This window comes from Streptomyces catenulae (assembly GCF_000718015.1).
Taxonomy (GTDB): domain Bacteria; phylum Actinomycetota; class Actinomycetes; order Streptomycetales; family Streptomycetaceae; genus Streptomyces; species Streptomyces catenulae.
The window spans coordinates 52,024-72,293 of record NZ_JODY01000010.1 but is presented as its reverse complement, the minus strand read 5'-3'; the positions used below and the strand labels follow the sequence as shown (position 1 = coordinate 72,293).

The following is a 20,270-nucleotide window of genomic DNA, read 5'->3' as shown; positions in this document are numbered from 1 at the left end:
ATTGCGTACCTTCACTCGTGCTCGGAAACGGGCGCCCGGCGGGAGGCGACGGGCGCGGGCCGTCGCCTCCCGGGGCGGTGGGGGATGGTCAGGAGATGCAGCCGGTCTTGGTGGCGCTGACGCATCCGGTCTTGGGGGCGGCGCTGATGCAGCCGGACTTCGGCGTGGCGCTGACGCAGCCGCTCCGGCCCGCGGCACCCGCGGAGTTGGCGGCCAGCCAGCCCTGCCAGATGTCGTCCTGCGCCATCTTCTTGATGAGCTGCTCCATGTCGGCCTCCAGGGCGTTCGTGGGTGGGGTGGGGGCGGACGGCGTGGGGCGCCGTCGCACCCTCCGAAAGTAAAAGGATCGCCAAGTGAGTGTCAACGAACGGCAATCTGACGGGTGGGTGAATGTCGCTCCGCGCGCCATCTTTGGCGCAATTCCGTCACTTGCCGTGACGAGAGGGGTGGTGCCGGACTCCACCTCGTGGGCGGGGCGGGCGCGCGGAGATCAACAGGGCGGCGGGCGTGGGGTGTTGGCGCCGCCCGACCTGCGGGCCCGGCGGGCGGCCCGACATGCGGCGCCGTCCGCCGCTGCACTAGGGTGACGACCTGGTATGACACCTCATCAGATGTGAAGAGTGCGAAAAGAAGTGCATATGCCAATCGGTGGACGCGCTTCTTCCTTGAATGGTGAAGAAGGGGGGTCCGATGGTTCGAAGGGTGACGTGATAACCCCTCGAATGGGTGGGGCAAAAGGTACGGAAGTCGATATACCCGGCGACTATTTTCGCTCTCACTTGTAGATGAGTAGGGTGTGCCCCGCCACGGCCGGATCGGGGGAAACGATCCGGCTTAATTCGGCGCGTAAGGAATGTGAGCGGGGGGACGATGACGCCTTCAGGACCAGGAGGGGCTCATGGCGGCTGGCTCATTCGAAGGGCAGTACGTGTGGAGTCCGGCAGCCGATGACCGGCAGTTGGCGCAGGCGTGTATGGATGTCAGAGCCGGCCGGTACTTCAGCGCACATGAGGTACTCAAAGAGGCTCGGGGGGATTTCGAGGTCCGGGCACACAGGTCGCTGGTGCTGGCATCGGAAGCCGCCGACTCGGATCTGTCGGAACGCTGGATAGCGGAAGAACCCGGACCGGAAGCCGCACTCATGTGGGCGCGGGTCGCGATGATCCGGGCATTGCGGATGGCGGATACCGACGACCGGCGGCACGAAGCCCTGGTGCGTATCGCGCGGACGGCGGCGGAGCGCGCCGCCCAACTGCTGCCCGACGACCCCACGCCGTGGGTCTGCCAGCTGGCGCTGTCGCGTTTCCAGCGCCCCCGCGACCCGGCGCCGCAGGGGCTGCTCACCGCGCCCACCGGGCCGTGGTACCTCTTCGCCCACATCCTGCGCATCGACCCCTGGCACCGCGAGGCCCACCACCGGTTCCTCGCCTTCTTCTTCACCCGCAACGGCGGTTCGGCGAGCGCCAGCTGGGATGTCGCCGCCTTCCTCGGACAGCGCGCCGCGGCGTCCTCGCCGCTGCGGCTGCTGCCGCTGGTCGCGCTGGTCGACGAGTACAACCCGACGGCGCTGCTGGCCGACCGCACCTGGGAGCAGCCGCAGTGGACCAGCACCGCGCTGAGCATCCACCGCCACTGGTTCCCCCATGTGGCCGACTACCGCTTCGTGCCGGTGGTCGACCTCTCCTATCTCGCGCATGCGCTGTTCATGGCGAAGCGTGAATTCGAGGCGCGCGAGGTCTTCACGGCGATGGGGCCCTATGCGGCCCGAATGCCGTGGAGCGCTTTCGGGCCGCCCGAAGAACAATTGACGAAGGCTCGGCGTTCCTGCGGTCTCCCGGTCCCCGGAGCCGCCTGAGCGCATTTCCCTTCTTCTGCGGACACCTGCGTGAGATCCGACGTGTACCGATAGCGCCGAAAGAGCGACTGTTCGCCCCCACCGAAGTCCCCCTATCAGCTCTGTCAGAAAGGATACGGTAGTGTCCGAACGCATTGCGCCGCCCCGCGTGAATACACCGCACTCGGTGGATTCCGCGACGTTTGATGACGATGCCACGCTGCATGCGATGGGATATCCGCGGAAACTCACCAGAAGATTCCGCGCGTTCGACAACTTCGCGATCTCCTTCACCATCATCAATATTATTTCCGGGATCTTCTCCTCCTTCGGTTTCGGAATGAACGCGGGCGGTCCGCGGGTTCTGGTGTTCGGCTGGATCGGCGTCTCGATCATGGTGCTGTTCGTCGGCGCCGCGATGGGGGAAATCGCCTCCGCCTACCCGACGAGCGGCGCCCTCTACTTCTCCGCCGGAAAACTCGCCAAACGCCACCGCGGCGCCTGGTCCTGGTACACCGGCTGGCTCAACTTCGTCGGACAGGTCGGCGGCACCGCGGCCACCAACTTCGCCGCCGCCACCTTCATCCAGGCGTTCCTCTCCATGCAGTGGCCGTCCTACGTCGCCACCCCGCAGCAGACCGTCGCCATCACCGCCGTGATCCTGCTGCTCCAGGCGCTGGCCAACACGTACACCGTGCGGCTGGTCGCGGTGTTCAACCGTATTTCCGTGTGGTGGCTGCTCATCGGCATGGTGGTGATCGTCGCCGCCCTGATGATCATCCCCGACAGTCACCAACCGGCGTCGTTCGTCACCCATTTCGCCAACAACACCGGTTTCACCCACGCGATTTACGGCGGAATGCTCGGACTGCTGGTCACCAGCTGGACGTTCACCGGCTTCGACGGCAGCTTTCACATGTCGGAAGAGACCGTGAAGGCCACCGTCAACGCGCCGCGCGGGATCATGCGCGCCATCGGCTACTCCGCGCTCACGGGTCTCATCCTCATGCTCGCACTGGTGTACGCGATCAAGGATTACGGCCATGCGGCGAGCGCCGACGCGCCGCCCGTGCAGATTCTCATCGACGCGCTCGGACCGGCCACCGCCAAGCTGCTCCTGCTGATCGTCATCGGCGCGATGCTCTTCTGCGGGCTCGCCAACATGACCAGCAATACCCGGCAGATCTTCGCCTTCTCCCGGGACGGCGCGATGCCCGGCTCCCGCTGGTGGCATTCGGTCTCCGCGCGCACCCGTACGCCCGTCAAGGCGGTATGGCTCGCCGCCGCCTGCCCGCTCGTGCTGGTACTGCCGGGATGGTGGTCGCACACCGCGTTCACCGCCGTCGTCAGCGTCAATGTCGTCGGCCTCTTCCTCGCCTACGGGGTGCCGATATTCCTCCGGCTGCGGCTCGACGACTTCCAGCCCGGCCCGTGGAACCTCGGCCGGTTCGGCAAGCCCGTCGCCTTCATCGCGGTGGCCTGGATCGTGATCAGCAATGTGCTCTTCATGCTCCCGCAGGCGTACCCGATCACCCCGGCATCGTTCAACTACGCGCCGATCGCCCTCGCGGTGGTCCTCGTCATCGCCACGGTCTGGTGGTTCGCCACCGCCCGCCGCCGCTTCCAGGGACCGGTCAGCTACGGTCGCCCCGACGAGGTCGCCGCCATGGACCTCATCTGACACCCCGTCCGAACCCGCCCCGGGGGTACGCGAGGTGCCGAACGGCCGTCGCGTACCCCCGCCGCACACCGGCTCCGACCGAAGGGACGCCCCCGATGCCCACCTCCGGCACCTCCGCCCCCGCACACCAACTCGCCGTCACCGCCGCCTCGTCGGAGGAGTGGCGGCTCGTCGAGGAGTGGGCGGCCGACGAGGAGTGGAACCCCGGGCTCGCCGACACCGGGTGCTTCCACCCCACCGACCCGGCCGGATTCTTCACCGGCCGCCTCGGCGACCGCACCGTCTCCGCCGTCTCCGTCGTCACCTACTCCGACGACTACGCCTTCCTCGGCTACTACCTCGTCCACCCCGCACACCGCGGCCAGGGCCTGGGCCTGGCCACCTGGCGCGCCGCCGTCCCGCACGCCGGGACCCGCACCATCGGCCTCGACGCCGTCCCCGCGCAGAAGGCCACCTACGAGCGCGCCGGGTTCACCGCCGCCTACGAATCCGTCCGCTACGCCGGATGCCCCGCACCGGCCGACGGGCCCTCGCCCGCCGAGGAGTACACCGCCGCCCACCGGGACGCGGTCCTCGCCTACGACCGGACCTGCTTCCCCGCCGACCGGCGTGACTTCCTCGCCCGCTGGCTGACCGCGCCCGGCCACACCGTCCGCGTCCTGCTCCGCGACGGCGTCCTCACCGGCTACGGCGTGATCCGCCCGGCCCGCAGCGGACACCGCATCGGCCCGCTCTTCGCCGACACCCCCGAGGACGCCGCGGCCCTCTTCGACGCGCTCGCCGCAGCCGCCGGGCCCGGGGCCGAGGTCGTCGTCGACGTCCCCGAAACGGCGCCCGCCACCCAGGAGTTGGCGCTCGCCCGGGGGCTGGCGCCCGTCTCCCGCGCCACCCGGATGTACACCGGACCCGCCCCGGCCGTCCGGCAGGAGCGGGTCCACGGGACGACCAGCCTGGAACTGGGCTGACCGCCGGTCGCCGGGCGGCGCCGGGCGTCAGTAGACGTCGCGGAGGTAGCGCCGCTCGGCGGCCAGGCGGTTGACGTACGCGGCCGCGCCGTCCTCGTCGAGACCGCCGTGGGCGACGGCGACGTCCCGCAGCGCCCGGTCGACGTCCCCGGCCATCCGGGAGGCGTCCCCGCAGACGCAGAAGTGCGCGCCGTCGCGGAGCCAGGACCAGAGCAGCGCGCCGTGCTCCCGGATCCGGTCCTGGACGTAGACCTTCTCCGGCTGGTCGCGGGAGAACGCGGTGTCCAGCCGGGTGAGCGTCCCCGCGTCGCGGAGGGCTTCCAGTTCGGCGCGGTGGTGGAAGCCGCTCGCGCGGTGCCGTTCGCCGAAGAACAGCCAGTTGGGGCCGGTGTGCCCGCGGGCCCGCCGGTCCTGGAGGAAGCCGAGGAACGGCGCGACGCCGGTGCCCGGCCCCACCATCACCAGCGGTGTCGCCGGGTCGGCGGGGGGCCGGAAGTGCGGGGAGCGCTGGACGAACACCCGCACCGGCGCGCCGGGTCCGGCGTCGGCGAGGTGCGCCGAGGCGACCCCGTGGCGCGGCCGGTCGCGGTGGCCGCCGAAACGGACGACGGAGACCGTCAGCCGGATCAGCCGCGGGTCCGTCAGCGGGCTGGAGGCGATCGAGTACAGCCGGGGCCGCAGGCGGGGCAGGACGGCGGCCCATTCGGCGGCGGACGCCCGTACCGGATACGCGGCGAGCACGTCCAGCGCCTGGCGTCCCCACGCCCATGTGGCGCGCTCCGCCTTGGCCTCGGGGCGCAGCAGACGGGTCAGGAGCGGGTCCCCGGTGCGGTCGGCGACCAGCCGCAGCAGGTCGGTGGTGATCCGGGTGGGGTCCAGGTGGTCCGTCAGCGCGGTGGCGAGGGGGACGGTGCCGACGCCGGTGACCTCGACCGGGGCCGCCGGGTCGGTGCCGGTCGCCGCCAGCCACTCCGCCACCACCTCGGGGCGCTGGCGCGGCAGCACGCCCAGCGCGTCCCCCGCCTCGTAGGGGACGGGCACCTCGGCCTCGCGGGTGTCGAGGGTGAAGGCCCGGACCTCCTTGCCGGAACCGGGGCCGCTCAGCAGACGGTTGCCGGTGAGCCGGGCGGTGGCGGGGGCGTGCCGGGTCGCGGTCCGCGGGGCCGCGGGCGCGGTGCCGGAGCGGGGCCCGGGTCCGGAGAGGGCTGGTTCCGACGCGGAGACGGCCGGTTCCGCCCCGGGGGCGGTCTCCGTGGATCCGGCGCCGTCAGGTTCCGTTCCCGTGGCCCCGTCCGCCCGCTCCTCGGTGTCCAACGCCTCCGCCACCGCCGTCAGCCATCCCCGGGCCGGGTCCGTGTCGTCCGCGTCGCACTGGGCGCGGGGGACCAGACGGTGGGCGCCCAGGGCGGTCAGGCGGTCGTCGAGGCGGCGGCCGTGGCCGCAGAAGTCGTCGTAGGAGGAGTCGCCGAGGGCGAGGACGGAGTAGGGCGTGCCGTCCAGGCGGGGCGCGTCCGGGGCGTTGAGCGCGGCCCAGAAGCGGGCGCCGTTGTCGGGGGCGTCGCCGTCGCCGAAGGTGCTGGTCACCAGGAGCAGTACGGCATCGGACGGCAGGGCCGCGGGCGTGCCGTCGTCCATCCGCAGCAGCCGCGCCGGGCGCCCGCGCGCGGTCAGCCCGCGGGCCGCCTCGGCCGCCGCCTCCTCGGCGTTCCCGGTCTGCGAGGCCCACAGCACCAGCACCTCCCGGGCGGCGGACGCGGCCTCCGGCTCCGGCTCCGGCTCGGGCCCGGGCGCGGGCTCCGGCTCGGGCGGTTCCGTGCGGGAGAACGCCCCGGCCAGCCAGCCGTTGACCCACAGGGCGTGGTCCGGGGTGAGCGGGGTGCGGTCCGGCAGCACCGGGGCGCCCGGCGCGCCCGCGCCCATCCCGGCGAGGAACCCGGCGAGATAGCGCCGCTCCGGTTCGGCGAGGGCCGGTGGCGCGATGCCGCCGGTGTGGAAGACCTCGGCCGCCGCCGCGGCGAGCGGCGCGGGGGCGGCGGCCACGGCGCCCACCGGACCGGGCGCCACCGCCCGCCCGTCGGCCGTCCCGCCACGGGCCGCGCCGACCGCCGCCTCCGCACGGGGCGCGGGCGCCGTCGCGACGGTCCGGGCCCCGTGCGCCGCACCGGGCCCGGCGCCGCGGCCCGCCTCCGCCGCCGTCGCCACCTTCGTCAGTGCCACCGCGCACGCCTTCGTCCCGGGCTGGAACGACACCGGGTCGACCGCGTCGTGGGTCACCGCGTTGACGCTCAGATACTCGCCGAACAGGTCGTTCCAGTGGAACGGTGCGAAGCAGTCGCCCGGCCGGACGCGGTCGTCGACCTTCGCGGGCAGCACCGCCCGGCCACGCCGGGAGGCGACCTCCACCGCGTCACCGTCCGCCACGCCCAGGGACGCCGCGTCCCGCGGATGGATCTCCACGAACGGGCCCGGGTCCAGCGCGTCGAGCCGGGCGATCTTCGCGGTCTTGGTCAGCGTGTGCCACTGGTGCGGCAGCCGCCCGGTGTTGAGGAGGAACGGATAGCTGTCGTCGGGGAGTTCGGCGGCCGGGAGGAACGGCCGGGCGTGGAAGACGGCCCGCCCGGTGGGCGTCGGGAACCACAGCCGGGGACGGCTGCCGTCCGCCCGCACCCGGGGCGGCGTCGCCGTACCGTCGTTGAGGTAGCGCACCGGGTTGCGGTCCGGGCCGTCCGGCGCGGCGCTGGGCCACTGCACCGGGCCCCGGCGCAGCCGCCGGTGGCTCACCCCGCGCAGGTCGTAGCCGGTCCGCGGGTTGTACGCGCGCGACAGCTCGGCGAAGACCTCCTCCGCGCTGTCGTACGTGAACGCCTCCTCGTACCCCATCGCGCGGGCGACCGCGGCGATGATCCGCCAGTCCGGCCAGGCGTCGCCGGGCGGGGTGACGGCCTGTTGCATCAGGGTGAGGTTCCGTTCGGAGTTGACCATCACCCCCTCGGTCTCCGCCCACATCGCCGCGGGCAGCTGCACATCCGCGTACGCCTGGGTCTCGGTCGTCGCGAACACGTCCTGGGTGACGACGAACTCCGCTGCCTCCAGGCCCTCGATCACGGTGCGGCGGTGGGCGACCGAGGCGACCGGGTTGGTGCACAGGATCCACGCCGCCCGGATCTCGCCGCGCGCCATCCGCCGGAACATCTCGACGGTCCCCGGGCCGCCGCTGCCGGACCGGATCGTCCCGGGCGCCAGCCCCCACAACTCCTCGGTGAACGCCCGGTCCTCCGCCACCTCCGCCGACCGCTGACCGGGCAGCCCCGGGCCCATGTAGCCCATCTCCCGGCCGCCCATCGCGTTGGCCTGCCCGGTCAGCGAGAACGGGCCGCAGCCGGGGCGGCAGATCGCGCCGGTCGCCAGATGCAGATTGATCAGCGCATTGGTGTTCCAGGTGCCGTGCGTCGACTGGTTGAGCCCCATCGTCCAGCAGCTCAGCCACGCCCCGGCGGTGCCGATCCACTCCGCCGCCCGCCGCAGATCCGCCTCCGCCAGACCGGTCAGCTCGGCGACGGTGTCCGGCGGATGGTCCGCGAGGACGCCTTCCATCGCCGCCCAGCCCTCGGTGTGCTCGGTGATGAAACCGGGGTCGGTGTACCCGCCCGCGGCCAGCAGGTGCAGCAACCCGTTGAGCAGCGCGAGGTCGGTGCCGGGCCGGATCTGGAGGAAGAGGTCGGCCTTGGCGGCGGTGGCGGTGCGCCGCGGATCGACGACGATCAGCTTCGCCCCGGCCCGCACCCGCTCCATCATCCGCAGGAAGAGCACCGGATGGCAGTCGGCCATGTTGGCGCCGATCACCAGGAACACGTCCGCGTGCGCGAAGTCGTCGTACGAACCGGGCGGCCCGTCGGCGCCCAGCGACAGCTTGTAGCCGCTGCCCGCGCTCGCCATGCACAGCCGGGAGTTGGACTCGATCCACGAGGTGCGCAGAAAGCCCTTGGCCAGCTTGTTCGCCAGATACTGCGCCTCCAGCGTCAGCTGCCCGGAGACGTACAGCGCCACCGCGTCCGGGCCGTGCGCCTCGGCGACGGCGCGCAGCCGCCGGGCCGTCTCGGCGACCGCCGTCTCCATGGCGACCGGCTCGGGCGCCTCACCCCGGCGCGGGCGGCGCAGCGCCCCGGTGAGCCGCCCCGGCGCCGCCATCAGCTCGGCGCCGGTGGCGCCTTTGGCGCACAGCCGCCCGGAGTTGGCCGGATGTGCCTTGTCGCCGGAGGTCCGGCGGACCGTCCGCCGCCCGTCGGGACCGGCCGCCACGTCGAGGACGACGCCGCACCCCACCCCGCAGTACGAACAGACGGTCCGCACCGGCGGGAGGCGTCGCGGTTGCGGTTCGGGTGCGGTCATGTGCGGCTCCTCCCGTGCTCGGACGCGGTACGTCGACGACGGTAGGGAGCGCAGGTTTCTCCTGTGTCACACGGGTCGATCTTGTGGCGTTACACCTCGTACACAGCGGCCCGGCGCCGTCCGTGAGGGACGGCGCCGGGCCGGGGTGCGGGGGAGGGGCGGGGCTCAGCCGAGGGCGGAGCGCTGCTGCCACTGCGGCCAGCTCTCCTGCCAGACCTCCAGACCGTTGCCGACGCCGGTGCGCTCGGTGTTGCTGGTGCCCCGGACCTCGACGGTGGAGCCGACCGACAGGAAGTCGTAGACCCGCTTGGCGTCCGCGGTGGTCATGCCGAAGCAGCCGTGGGAGTTGTTGACCACGCCGATGGAGTTGTTCCACGGCGCGGAGTGCAGGAAGGTGCCGGAGGCGGTGAGGTGGGTGACCCACTTCGCGTCCAGCATCCACTGGTCGCCGTAGCCGATGGTGGAGGAGTCCATCGTCTCGTCGGCGTTCTTGCTGCGGACGGTGTGCACGCCGCCGCGGGTGGGCGCCTCGGGCGAACCGGCCGAGCCCTTCACCGTGCCGACGGCCTTGCCGTTCTCGTACATGGTCAGGGTGTGCGACGGGACGTCGATGACGGCCCGGTGGTCGGCGCCGATGGTGAAGCCGAAGTCGTAGTCACGGACGAACCAGCCGCCCTTGCCGGACGGGACGCCGGTCAGCGCGCCCTTGACGGTGACCTTCGTACCGGCGGGCCAGTACGTCTTGGGGCGCCAGTCGATGCGGTCCTTGCCGGACCAGTCGGTGACCCAGCCCCAGGCGCCCTCGACCTTGGTGCTGGTGGTGACCTTGAGAGCCTTCTCGATCCCGGCGCGGCGGCTCTTGTCGATCGGGTTGTCGAAGAGGATCGAGACCGGCATCCCGGTGCCCACGGTCTGGCCGTTGACCGGGGTGTTGGTGAGCTTGTTGACGCGGTCGGCCGCGGCGGTGGTGAAGACGGTCCGCTTGGTGGCCTTCCGCCCGCCGTCCGACGTGGTGTGCGTGGTGAGGGTGTACGTGGTGCCGGGGCGGACCTTGCCGTCGGAGGTCCAGGACGTGCCGCCGGAGGCCAGTTTGCCGGGCACCGCGGCGCCCTTGTCGTCCTTCGCCTCGACGGAGGTGATCTTGCCGCCCTCGGTGCGTATCGCTATCGGGTCGCCGAGCGGTGCGGACTTGCCGCCGGTGGCCGGGGTGACGGTGACCTTCGCCGCCGGCTGCTCCTGTGCCTGGGAGGCGGTCGCGCCCGTCCCGCACGAGGTCACCAGGGCCGCCGCGAGCAGAGCGGGTATCCAGCGGACGGCATGACGGCGTGGTGCGGCGAGCACGGGTTCCTCCAGAACACAGAGCGCAAACAGGCAGGTGCGGAACGTGGGCACGGCGCACCGTGCGGACGTTCCGCCAGTACTGGAGACGGTTTGTCGGCTTCCGTGGTTGTCCGCCGGATCGCACCTCAATGACACGATTCGGTATCGATGGAGAATTCACCCGTGTCCTGAAGGCCGATTACACGGACGGATCCTGGATCAGGCCCTCCCAGTGATCGGCCAGGGACGTCAGCAGACGTATCAGCTCCGCGCGCCGCTCGGTGTCGTACGGGGCGAGCAGCCGGTCGTCGAGCAGATCGAGGTGGCCGCGGGTCGCGCGCAGCGCCCGTTCGCCCTCCTCGGTGAGGTAGAGCAGCTTGCGGCGGCCGTCGGCCGCGGCGGTGTGGCGGACGAGCAGGCCCCGGCTCTCCAGACGGCGGGCGACGTCCGCCATGGTCGAGGTGTCCAGGGCCACCGCCGTCGCCATCGACCGCTGGTCCCGCCCGGGCGCCGCCCGCACCGCCGTCAACACCGCGAACTGCGGCCCGGTGAGGGTGGGATCGACCTCGCGCGCCCACAGCGCGAGGTACGCCTGGTGGAGTCGGCGTACCTGGTAGCCGGGGGCGTCGGTGAGCGCCGGAGGGATCGCGGGCCCGGGCGCGGGTGCGGTGCCCGCAGGGGTCTCGTCAGCCATGGGGCCACTCAATCACGGTGATCGCGGACGGCGTGGGGGTGCGAGGCGCGGGGTGGGCGGAGGGCGCGCGGGGCCGGGCGCGCGCCCCCGCGTCCCCCGGAGAACAGGGCGCGCCCTCCGGGGAGAGCCCGCCCCGCGCTCAGCCGCGCCGCGTGGCGGCCACCTCCCGGCGCAGCTGGCCGAACCGGGTCAGCAGCCAGCCCTCGAAGACCCCGAAGGCGAAGGCGGCGACCAGCGGGCCGTACCGGGCGGCCCCGGACGGCAGCGGGGAGGGGACGCCCGGTACGGGCGCGGCGGCGGCCGGGTGGGCGGGGGACTGCGCGGCCGCAGGGGCACCCGGCACGGCGGTCGGGGAGCCGTCCGTGGCCGTGGCCGCAGCCGCGGGCCCGCCCGTCGCGGTGGCGCCCGCATCGGCCCCGGCGGGCTCCGTGGCTCCCGCGTCCCCCGTCCGCTCCGCCGCCAGCAGTTCGCCCAGGTTGGTCGCGAAGCGTTGGAGCAGCCGCTGTGAGACGGCGTCCAGCGCACCCTTCCCGAACTGGGCGAGCTTGCCGCTGATCACGAGGTCGGTGGCGACGTCCAGCCGGGAGCCCGCCGGATCGCCGGTCACCGTCAGCACCACCTCCGCCTCGGCGTTGCCCCGGCCGTGCGCGTCGGCGCCCCGCGCCTGGAGCCGCAGCCGCCCCTGCCCCGCGTCCGACTCCAGGAACCGCACGGTGCCCCCGTACGCCGCGGCGACCGGCCCGACGCGGACCGTCACCCGGCCCCGCCAGGCATCGCCGTCCTGGCCGTCCAGGCTCGCGCCCGGCATGCACGACGCCACCCGCCGTACGTCGTTGAGCAGCGCGAACACCGCTTCCGGCGGCGCCGCCACGGGCACGCTGTTGCCGATCCGCATCAGTTCTCCCTCCGGACGGCGCGCCGGGCCGTGGCGCAGCCGTGGATCGCGTCGACGATCGGTTGGTAGCCGGTGCAGCGGCAGAGGTTCGCCGCCACCAGCTCGCGGATCTCCGTCCGGCCCGCATCCGGCCGCTCGGCGAGGAAGCCCTCCGCCAGCATCAGGAAACCGGGGGTGCAGAAGCCGCACTGGAGCGCGTGGTGGTCCGCGAACGCCTGTTGCAGATCGCTCAGTTCCCGCCCGTCGGAGAGCGATTCGACGGTCCGGACCGCCGCACCCTCCGCCTGCACGGCGAAGAGCAGACAGGCCCGTACCGGGCGGCCGTCGAGCAGCACCGTGCAGGCGCCGCAGACGCCGTGCTCACAGCCGACGTGGGTGCCGGTCAGCCCCAGATCGTGGCGGAGCACGTCCACCAGGGTGCGGCGCGGCTCGCACAGCACCTCGTGCGCGGCGCCGTTGACGTCCAGCACCAGCAGCTGGCGCTCCAGCGCGGGATCGGTCCCGGCGTCCGCCGGTTCGGTCAGCGGCAGATCGGGCGGATGGTCGCTCACGGCGGGCTCCCGGGTCGGGTCGGCGGTGGGTCGGGGCGGGCGGCGCGGGTCAGGCGCCGTGCAGGGCGCGGTGCACCGCCTCGGGGGTGATGGGCAGGGTGTCCAGTTCGGTGCCGGTGGCGCGCAGCGCGTCGTTGACGGCGTTGAGGACGGCGGCGGGCGCGCCGATCGTGCCGCCCTCCCCGACCCCCTTGGCGCCGGTCGCGTTGGAGGCGCACGGCGTCTCCAGGTGGAAGAGGGTGATGTCGGGGATCTCCTGGGCGGTGGGGACCTTGTAGTCGAGGAAGCCGGTCGCCGACGGCTCGCCCCGCTCGTCGTAGGTGATCTGCTCGAAGAGCGCGCCCGCGATGCCCTGGGCGATACCGCCGCGGCACTGCCCCTCGACGACCTGCGGGTTGATCGCCACCCCGCAGTCCTCGACGCAGACGTACCGCAGCAGCGTGATACCGCCGGTCTCCGCGTCGAGTTCGGCGACGACGCCGTGGGTGGCGTTGGAGAACGTCCCGTCGTGGAACACGTCGAAGGACGCCGTCGCGGTCAGCCCCGGCTCCAGCCCCTTGGGCAGCAGATGCGCCCGGAAGTGCGCGAGCGCGGCCAGCTCCGGGTAGGCGACGGCGGTTCCCGGATCGTCGCGGCGCCGCACCGTACCGCGGTGCAGCTCCGTCTCCTCCCAGGGGATGTCCCACCGCGCCGCCGCCAGCCGCCGCAGCTTCTCACCGAGCCGCTCCGCGGCCAGCCGCACCGCGCTGCCGCCGATCGTCACCGACCGGCTGGCGAACGTCCCCCAGCCGTACGGCACCCGGTCCGTGTCGCCCTGATGGAGCTTCACCTTCGCCAGCGCCACCCCGAGGGTGTCCGCGGCGATCTGCGCGAGCGTCGTCTCATGGCTCTGGCCGTGGCTCATCGTGCCGGAGGTGACGGACACCGCGCCGCCCGGGTCCATCCGCACCTCGGCGAGGTCGTACCCCGGCACCATGTCCATCCGGCGCTGCGCGAACGCGGCGGAACCGTAGCCGGTGCGCTCGTTGAAGCAGGCGTACCCGATGCCCAGCCGCCGCCCCTCGGCCGCCGCCGCGTCCCGCCGCGCGTACCAGCCCTCCTCGCGCAGCGTCCGCTCGCACAGATCCAGCGACTCACGGTAGGAACCGGGGTCGTACGTGATGTTGTTGACGCCGGTGTAGGGGAAGTCGGTGATGAGATTGCGGCGGCGCAGCTCCACCGCGTCCATGTCCAGCTCCCGGGCGGCCCGTTCGAAGAGCCGCTCCATCACCATCACGTACTGCGGGCGGCTCACCCCCCGGTACGGCGCGCTCGGCGCCTTGTTGGTGGTCACCGCCCGGCCGCGTACCCGGTAGGCGGGCACCCGGTAGACGCCCGGCAGCTCCGCCGCCGCCATCAGCGGCTCGATCCCGGCGGTGAACGGATAGCAGGAGTAGGCGCCCATGTCGCAGACGATGTCGGCGTCCAGGCCCAGGATCCGGCCGTCGGCGGCGAACGCGGCGCGTACGTCGTAGTGCTGCTCGCGGGCGAGGAAGGAGGCGGTCAGCGCGTCCTTGCGGTCCTCGATCCACTTCACCGGGCGGCGCAGCCGCAGCGCCGCCGCGGCGGTCGCGATCTCCTCCCGGCCCACCACACACTTCAGCCCGAAGCCGCCGCCCATGTCCGGCACCACCACCCGCACCGCCCGCTCGTCCAGCCCCAGACAGCCCGCCGCGACGGTCCGCACCTGGTGCGGCACCTGGGTGCAGGTCCGCAGCACCAGCTGCTCGGCCCGGTCGTCCCAGCGGGCCAGCGCGCCGCGGGTCTCCAGCGGCAGCGCGTTCTGCCGTCCGGTGCGCGCCTCGACCCGCACCACGCGGTGCGCGGCGGCGAAGACGTCGTCGATGCCCTCGGTGGCGAACGGCGCGACGTCCACCAGGGTGTTACGGGCCGCCGCCGCGTGCACCAGCGGCGCCCCGTCGGCCAGCGCCGCCGCCTCGTCCACCACCGGCTCCCGCTCCTCGTACACGACCCGGGCGGCCTCCAGCCCGTCCTCGGCGGCGTACGGGTCCCGGGCGACGACGATCGCCAGCGGCTCCCCGACGTACCGCACCCGGCGCCGCGCCAGCACCGGCATCGCGGTCTCGGCGAACTCCTCGGGCGGCCGGTGCAGCCGGGCGGTGATGTCGCCCAGCCCCAGGTCCGCGGCGTCGAACGCGGCGACCACGCCCGGCACCCGCCGCACCGCGTCCAGATCGAGGACGGTGACCTCCCCGTGCGCGACCGTGGAGCGGACGAACTGGGCGTGCAGCATGCCGGGTTCGGAGAGATCGTCGACGAACCGGCCGCGCCCGCTCAGCAGCCGCGGGTCCTCCTTGCGCGGCACCGACCGGCCGACCAGCGGCCCCGGCCCGTCGGCGGGCGGGGAGTCGGGGTGCCCGGCGCCGCCCGGCCGGTGGCCGCCGTCCGGCACCCCGTGCCCGTCGCGTCCGCGGTGCCCGTCGTGCCGCTCCTCGGGGGTCCTCGCCGTCATCGTGCGTCCGCCTCCTCACACGCCCGCCGCACCAGGGTGCGGATCAACTGCCGCCGGTACGCCGCGCCGCGCCCCTCCTCCGGGAGCGCGTCGGCCGCCGCCCGCGCGCACTCCGCGAAGGTGCCGCCGTCCGCGAGCACCCGCTCCGCGGCGGCGGCCCGCAGCGGCACCGGCCCGACACCGCCGAGCGCCACCCGCCCGCCGCGTACCGTCCCGCCGTCCCGGTCCAGTACGACGGCGGCCGAGGCGAGCGCGAAGTCCCCGCGCCGCTCGGCGAATTCGGTGACCGCCGCGTACGGCGCCGGGTGCGGGAAGACGATCTCGACGAGGAGTTCGTCCGGCTCCAGCGCGGTGGTGTACGGCCCGAGGAAGAAGTCCGCGGCGGCGATCCGGCGCGTCCCGTGCGGCCCGAGGACGTGCAGTTCGGCGTCGAGGGCCACCGCGAGCAGACACCATTCGGCGGTCGCGTCGGCGTGCGCCAGGCTGCCACCGGCGGTGCCCCGGGTGCGGATCGGCAGATGCCCGATCCACCGCATCGTCTCCCGCACCACCGCGAAACCGGGGCCGAGGAGGGAGTCCGGTGCCCGCTCCACGGTGTGATGGGTGGTCAGCGCGCCCACCCGCAGCGCCCCGTCCGCGTCCGTCCGAAGACGATCCAGCTCCCGCAGCCCTCCGATGTCGACGAGGTGCCGGGGCCGGGCGAGCCGGTAGGCCATCATCGCCACCAGACTCTGGCCCCCGGCGAGTGCCTTCGCCTCCTCCCCCAACTCGGCGAGCAGCCGGACCGCGCCGTCGGCGTCACGGGCCCGGTGGTAGCGGAACGCGGCGGGTTTCATGACTCTCCTGCCCGGACGGTACGGGTGGCTGGCGCGGGGCCGCGCCGGCCTGCTGTCTGTGGGGCTGTTCGGCTGCGGTGCCGGACCTCCGGACTCCGTCCTGCGGTCCGGCCCCTTCCGTTTGTGGGTGGGGAAAAGACGGTGGCGCGCCCCCACCGGCCTTTTTCCACCCACTCACGGGAGGGGGTCCTCCGGAGGACGGAGTCCGCAGGAGGGCCCCCGCTCCCGACAATCCACGCCCGCCGCAGGCGCAACGGCGAACAACCCCAACGGCGGGAAAGCCGAAAGACATAGCGACTGGCCCGCCGCAGGCGAACCGCGAACAACCCTGACGGCGGGAAAGCCGAAGACAAGGCGGCAGGCCCGCCGCAGGCGAACGGCGGGAAAGCCGAAAGACAACGGCGGGCCCGCCGCAGGCGCCTACGCTGGGAGTCCGAAAGGTTCCGGCATGAGGGGGAGTTGTGGATCCAGAGATCACCGCACTGGCGAGCAGTGCGGGGACCGCGCTGGTCGGGGCGCTGGCCACCGACGCCTGGCACGGCGTACGCGACCGCGTCCTGGCCCTGTGGCAGCGCGCCCGCCCCGAGCGGGCACCGGGCATCGCCGGTGACCTCGACGACACCCGCGAGGAGTTGCTCACCGCCCCGGAGGGCCCGGGGCGGGACGCCGTCGCCGCGGACAGCGGCACCGAGTGGGAGGCGCGCCTGCGCCGCCTGCTCACCGCCCACCCCGAACTCGCCGGTGAACTCCGCGCCCTCGTCGCCGACCTCACCCCGCCCGACGCACCCGCCGCGGGCGTCACCCAGCACGCCACCGCCTCCGGCAACGCCCGGGTGTACCAGGCGGGCCGGGACATGCGGGTCGGCGGGGAAGGCAGGGTATGAGCGAGGACAGGCTGTACACCGCCGCGTACGAGCAGGGTCGTATCTTCCAGTCGGAACGGGATATCCGGATCACCGAGCACCACCACCACGGGACGGGGCTGGCCGTTGGCGCCAGCCCGACGTCGGTACGCGTTGCACTCTCCGCCCCCTTGCGAACAGCGCTGCGTGACCGCGAGGATTTGCGCGCCGAACTGCTGGCCGCGGTGGGATCCGGTGGCGGGGTGCACGTACTGCACGGCTTCGGCGGCTGTGGGAAGACAGCTGTGGCCCGCTGGTTGTTCGAACAGGTCACGCCGGAAACCGTGGGACTCTGGGTTGATGCGTCCACGTCGTCACAACTTCGTGCGGGGATGCTGGCAGTGGCGGCCGACAGGGGCGCGTCCTCTGAGGAGGTACGGGCTGCGCAGGAAGGCCACAGGGCCGCAGCCGACCTGGTGTGGCGGCAGCTGGATGCCTCGCCGGAGCCCTGGCTGTTGGTGATGGACAACGCGGACGACCCGGACCTCCTACACGGAGGCTGGTTGCGGGCTTCGCGACGAGGCACGGTAGTAGTGACGTCACGTCAGGCAACCGGCACGGTCTGGGGGGCGGTCAAGGCCCGGCTGCACCAGGTCGATGTGCTGCCCGTGGCGGAGGCGGCACAACTGCTGCACGACCTCGCGCCGGGGCCACACCATCACGAGGCATCGATGATCCTGGCCCAGCGGCTCGGTTGTCATCCGCTGGCTTTGACGCTGGCGGGTGGCTTTCTTGCTCAGCAATTGCTGGAGAACTGGTCCGTGGAGGAGTATCTGGAACGACTTGGTGAGAACCCCGTGGCTCTGCTGGACCGAGGCGCGGGCGTCGGCAGTGGTGCTCGGGAGATGCTGAGCAGGACTTGGCAGCTTTCGCTCGATGCGCTGACCTCCCGCGGTCTCCCCGAATCGCAGGCGGTCCTGCAATTACTGTCATGTTGGGGAGACGCCCCGGTGCCGCTGTCGCTGCTGGCCCCCTCGGTGGTGCAGGCAGCGCACGTACCGAAGATCAGGCCAGAACGGCTGGAGGCGGCTCTCCATGGGCTACTCTCGGCATCTCTCGTGGCCCTGGTAGAAATACCGGTCGGGAACGGGTCGCGGCCCATTCGCTGTGTGACTGCGCATGGTCTGCTGCTCGAAACGGTTGCTGCGGGGATGCCGGGAGAGTTGCGGGCGGAGCTGGCCACGGCGGCGGCCCACTTGGTGAGCCGGGCTGTATCAGACGCCGCAGTGACGGAGGCTACGAGGCGCCTTGCGGAGCCACATGTGCTGGTTCTGTTGCATCGCGACGATACCGCTGCTCTTGTGCGAGGCGCGGCTCGTCAAGTGAGGCACCGCTATGACGTTGCCGGACGCTGGGAGGACGCGCTGCCGTTCGCCGAGGGAATCGTGCGGTCGATGGATGGTGAGGTGAACGCAACAGCGGCCGCCGACGCCATCGCCTTGGGCAAGATCACCAGCGAGAGTGGTGATTTCGCCGGTGCGGAGCCTCTTCTGGAGGAGGCTCTCCGCGCAGCGACGAATCATGAAGCGGCGGCGCCGCTGTTGGTGGGGGATGCCTGCATTCAGCTGGCAGGGGTCTACGGGAGGCTCGGACGCTACGTTGAGGCGTTGGAGCTCGCGCACCGTGCCCAGGAGGTCAGAGAGCGCTTGCTAGGCCCCACGCACGCGGAGACTGCCGAGACCCTCTATGTGCAGTTGGACAACTACTGCCTGAACGGTGACCTGGACATTGCACTCCGGCTGGCCAAGAAGCTCAGGGACGTGGTCACTGAGCTGCAGGGCGGGCGGAGTGAGGAGATCGCATGCCGTTGTTTGCTGATGCGTGCCTGGGTTCTGCGTGAGATCCTCTCGGATGCTTCCTCAGTGCATCTGACGGAGCCCCTGCCGTCCTGGGACGACGTCGGCGCAGAGGCACAGGCGGCGCTGCAGGCCTGCAGGTCGTACTTTGGCTCGGCTCATCCGATGACGACCTCGGCCCGCACCACCTTCGCACTGGTTTCCTGGCATCTTGGTGACAGGGACCTTGCGGTCGCCGAAGCACGAGAAGTCGCTCGTATCCGGTCCTCGGAATGGGGCGATGAGCATCCCTTCTGCATGGAGGCGAGCGCCATGCTGGCGCACATGCTGGCGCTGACGGGAGCGGAGGAGGAAGCCGCAGGCATTGCGCATCGTGCGTACGTCGATGCACAACGAATTCTTGGCCCTGATCACCGCATCACCCAGTTGTGTGCCGATGCGGTGGCTTCTGCACGGCACGGCGCCTGACCGCCTACCTCACCCCACCGGATCCGCCGCCCGCCCCAACTCCCGCCGCAGCCGGGCGAAGGGGCGGGGGCGGTTGAGGGCGAGGGCGGCGGTGGGGCGGCCGTCGCGTTCGTAGACGGCGAGGAAGGAGCGGTCGTCGGGGGAGCCCTCGACGAGGCGCGGCAGGTCCCCGGGGGCCCGGCGTCCGGCGAACTGGAGGCGGACGCCGTACTGCTCGGACCAGAAGTACGGCAGCGACCGGCAGGTGGCGACGGTGCGGCCCGCGAGGAGGTTGCGGGCGCAGCACGCCGCCTGTTCGGTGGCGGCGGTCCAGTGCTCGCCGCGCGCACCCGCCGCCCGCGCCACGTCCCCGGCGGCCACCACCTGCGGCAGCGGCGTCACCCCGCCCGCGTCGCAGATCACCCCGTCGTCGAGCGGTAGTCCGCTGTCCGCCAGCCAGTCGGTGCACGGCCGTACCCCGATGGCGACGACGACCACGTCGGCGGGGAGCAGCCGCCCGTCGGCCAGCGTGACACCGGTGACGGCGTCCGCCGCACCGTCCGCCCGTAGCCCCGCCACCCCGGTGCCGGTCAGCAGCCGCACCCCGTGATCGGCGTGGAGCGCGGCGCACACCCCGGCCATCGCCTCGCCCAACTGCGGGACGAGGGGGAGCGGCGCGGTCTCCACCACCGTCACGTCATGGCCGAGCGCGGCGCACGACGAGGCGGTCTCCGCGCCGAGGAAACCGCCGCCGATCACCACCACCCGCACCGGTCCGGCGGTCAGCGCGGCGCGCAGCGCCCGCGCCTCGTCGAGGGTGCGCAGGGTGTGCACCCCGCCGGGCACCGGTCCGGGCAGGGTGCGGGGCGTGGCGCCGGTGGCGACGACGACGCCGTCGGTGCGGATCTCCTCGCCGGTGGCGAGGGTCACCGACCGGGCCCGCGGGTCGAGGCGGACGGCGCGGGCGCCGGTCCGCAGGGTGAGGCCGAGCGCGGCGGTCTCCTCGTCGTCGGCGAGCGCGAGGGCGGACGCGTCGACCGTGCCGGTGAGGAACGCCTTCGTCAACGGCGGCCGGTCGTACGGCCGGTGGTGTTCCTCGCCGATCAGGAGGAGTCGGCCGGTGTACCCCTCGGTGCGCAGCGCGCGGGCGGCGCCGAGCCCCGCCAGTGACGCGCCGATGACCGTGACGGTGTGCATGGGGCGTCCTCCTCGACGCGCGGGAAATGCGGGCTCACCTGCGGCGACGGGGATGTCCCGCGCGGCTGGGGGACGGCGGCGCCGGTCGGGTGGCGGCCGGTCGCGCCGGTGCGGACATGCGGGCACCGCACCGCCCTGCATCCGGACGGCGTTTCGCGATGCGCACGACGGAGCGTTCTGCGCAACAGAATCCCGGCGCGCCGCGGGCCCGTCAAGCGGTTCCCCGGGATCGTTCGGGGCCCCTCGGGCGA

14 protein-coding genes are annotated in these 20,270 nt (G+C 72.8%); 5 read left to right on the top strand and 9 right to left on the bottom strand.

Going from position 1 to position 20,270, the window contains the following annotated elements:
• Window positions 1–88: 88 nt before the first annotated feature.
• Window positions 89–268, bottom strand: a complete 180-nt coding sequence (locus IF23_RS0111795; protein WP_030282666.1) for a hypothetical protein — start codon at window positions 266–268, stop codon at window positions 89–91.
• Between the two features lie 630 nt (window positions 269–898).
• Here IF23_RS0111795 and IF23_RS0111790 point away from each other — a divergent pair.
• The 3 genes from IF23_RS0111790 to IF23_RS0111780 all read left to right on the top strand — a co-directional run bounded on the left by IF23_RS0111790 (window position 899) and on the right by IF23_RS0111780 (window position 4,480).
• Complete coding sequence (locus IF23_RS0111790) at window positions 899–1,855, top strand: hypothetical protein (protein WP_211266150.1); 957 nt, start codon at window positions 899–901, stop codon at window positions 1,853–1,855.
• 208 nt (window positions 1,856–2,063) lie between these two features.
• Window positions 2,064–3,515 (top strand): amino acid permease, encoded by a 1,452-nt coding sequence (locus tag IF23_RS0111785; RefSeq protein WP_030282663.1) that lies wholly within the window; start codon window positions 2,064–2,066, stop codon window positions 3,513–3,515.
• Window positions 3,516–3,610: 95 nt separating this feature from the next.
• Entirely contained in the window at window positions 3,611–4,480 is an 870-nt protein-coding gene (locus IF23_RS0111780) for a GNAT family N-acetyltransferase (protein WP_030282661.1), read from the top strand.
• Window positions 4,481–4,507: 27 nt separating this feature from the next.
• Here the strand turns inward: IF23_RS0111780 and IF23_RS0111775 are convergent, their stop codons facing one another.
• The 7 genes from IF23_RS0111775 to IF23_RS0111745 all read right to left on the bottom strand — a co-directional run bounded on the left by IF23_RS0111775 (window position 4,508) and on the right by IF23_RS0111745 (window position 15,677).
• Window positions 4,508–8,869 carry a bifunctional nitrate reductase/sulfite reductase flavoprotein subunit alpha gene (locus IF23_RS0111775; protein WP_030282660.1) on the bottom strand — a complete coding sequence of 1,454 codons (4,362 nt, stop codon included), beginning with the start codon at window positions 8,867–8,869 and terminating at the stop codon, window positions 4,508–4,510.
• Window positions 8,870–9,034: 165 nt separating this feature from the next.
• A complete protein-coding gene (locus tag IF23_RS0111770) occupies window positions 9,035–10,210 on the bottom strand; it encodes a L,D-transpeptidase (protein ID WP_245654956.1) in 1,176 nt (391 codons plus the stop codon).
• A 178-nt stretch (window positions 10,211–10,388) separates the two neighbouring features.
• Window positions 10,389–10,883, bottom strand: a complete 495-nt coding sequence (locus IF23_RS0111765; RefSeq protein ID WP_030282656.1) for a MarR family winged helix-turn-helix transcriptional regulator — start codon at window positions 10,881–10,883, stop codon at window positions 10,389–10,391.
• Between the two features lie 139 nt (window positions 10,884–11,022).
• Window positions 11,023–11,778 (bottom strand): SRPBCC family protein, encoded by a 756-nt coding sequence (locus IF23_RS0111760; RefSeq protein ID WP_030282654.1) that lies wholly within the window; start codon window positions 11,776–11,778, stop codon window positions 11,023–11,025.
• Window positions 11,778–12,302, bottom strand: a complete 525-nt coding sequence (locus IF23_RS0111755; protein WP_425423832.1) for a (2Fe-2S)-binding protein — start codon at window positions 12,300–12,302, stop codon at window positions 11,778–11,780. The genes IF23_RS0111760 and IF23_RS0111755 overlap by 1 nt, the downstream gene beginning before the upstream one ends.
• A 76-nt stretch (window positions 12,303–12,378) precedes the next feature.
• Window positions 12,379–14,841 (bottom strand): xanthine dehydrogenase family protein molybdopterin-binding subunit, encoded by a 2,463-nt coding sequence (locus IF23_RS0111750; protein ID WP_078653923.1) that lies wholly within the window; start codon window positions 14,839–14,841, stop codon window positions 12,379–12,381.
• Entirely contained in the window at window positions 14,838–15,677 is an 840-nt protein-coding gene (locus IF23_RS0111745; RefSeq protein ID WP_030282649.1) for an FAD binding domain-containing protein, read from the bottom strand. Before IF23_RS0111745 ends, IF23_RS0111750 begins: the two co-directional genes overlap by 4 nt.
• A gap of 461 nt (window positions 15,678–16,138) precedes the next feature.
• On the opposite strand from IF23_RS0111745, the gene IF23_RS0111740 reads away from it, so the two are divergent.
• Together IF23_RS0111740 and IF23_RS0111735 are read left to right on the top strand one after the other, a co-directional pair.
• Entirely contained in the window at window positions 16,139–16,561 is a 423-nt protein-coding gene (locus IF23_RS0111740) for a hypothetical protein (RefSeq protein ID WP_030282647.1), read from the top strand.
• The gene (locus IF23_RS0111735) at window positions 16,558–18,843 is read left to right on the top strand and encodes a tetratricopeptide repeat protein (RefSeq protein WP_051739509.1); all 2,286 of its coding nucleotides are present in this window, start codon (window positions 16,558–16,560) and stop codon (window positions 18,841–18,843) included. Before IF23_RS0111740 ends, IF23_RS0111735 begins: the two co-directional genes overlap by 4 nt.
• 9 nt (window positions 18,844–18,852) lie before the next feature.
• Here IF23_RS0111735 and IF23_RS0111730 read toward each other — a convergent pair whose 3' ends face one another.
• Window positions 18,853–20,019 (bottom strand): NAD(P)/FAD-dependent oxidoreductase, encoded by a 1,167-nt coding sequence (locus tag IF23_RS0111730; protein ID WP_030282644.1) that lies wholly within the window; start codon window positions 20,017–20,019, stop codon window positions 18,853–18,855.
• Window positions 20,020–20,270 lie beyond the last annotated feature (251 nt).

What these genes read in the sequence shown, in the direction of transcription:
- IF23_RS0111795 (WP_030282666.1), bottom strand. Translation starts at nt 268, where the DNA reads ATGGAGCAGCTCATCAAGAAGATGGCGCAGGACGACATCTGGCAGGGC.
- IF23_RS0111790 (WP_211266150.1), top strand. Translation starts at nt 899, where the DNA reads ATGGCGGCTGGCTCATTCGAAGGGCAGTACGTGTGGAGTCCGGCAGCC.
- IF23_RS0111785 (WP_030282663.1), top strand. Translation starts at nt 2,064, where the DNA reads ATGGGATATCCGCGGAAACTCACCAGAAGATTCCGCGCGTTCGACAAC.
- IF23_RS0111780 (WP_030282661.1), top strand. Translation starts at nt 3,611, where the DNA reads ATGCCCACCTCCGGCACCTCCGCCCCCGCACACCAACTCGCCGTCACC.
- IF23_RS0111775 (WP_030282660.1), bottom strand. Translation starts at nt 8,869, where the DNA reads ATGACCGCACCCGAACCGCAACCGCGACGCCTCCCGCCGGTGCGGACC.
- IF23_RS0111765 (WP_030282656.1), bottom strand. Translation starts at nt 10,883, where the DNA reads ATGGCTGACGAGACCCCTGCGGGCACCGCACCCGCGCCCGGGCCCGCG.
- IF23_RS0111760 (WP_030282654.1), bottom strand. Translation starts at nt 11,778, where the DNA reads ATGCGGATCGGCAACAGCGTGCCCGTGGCGGCGCCGCCGGAAGCGGTG.
- IF23_RS0111750 (WP_078653923.1), bottom strand. Translation starts at nt 14,841, where the DNA reads ATGACGGCGAGGACCCCCGAGGAGCGGCACGACGGGCACCGCGGACGC.
- IF23_RS0111745 (WP_030282649.1), bottom strand. Translation starts at nt 15,677, where the DNA reads ATGAAACCCGCCGCGTTCCGCTACCACCGGGCCCGTGACGCCGACGGC.
- IF23_RS0111735 (WP_051739509.1), top strand. Translation starts at nt 16,558, where the DNA reads ATGAGCGAGGACAGGCTGTACACCGCCGCGTACGAGCAGGGTCGTATC.
- IF23_RS0111730 (WP_030282644.1), bottom strand. Translation starts at nt 20,019, where the DNA reads ATGCACACCGTCACGGTCATCGGCGCGTCACTGGCGGGGCTCGGCGCC.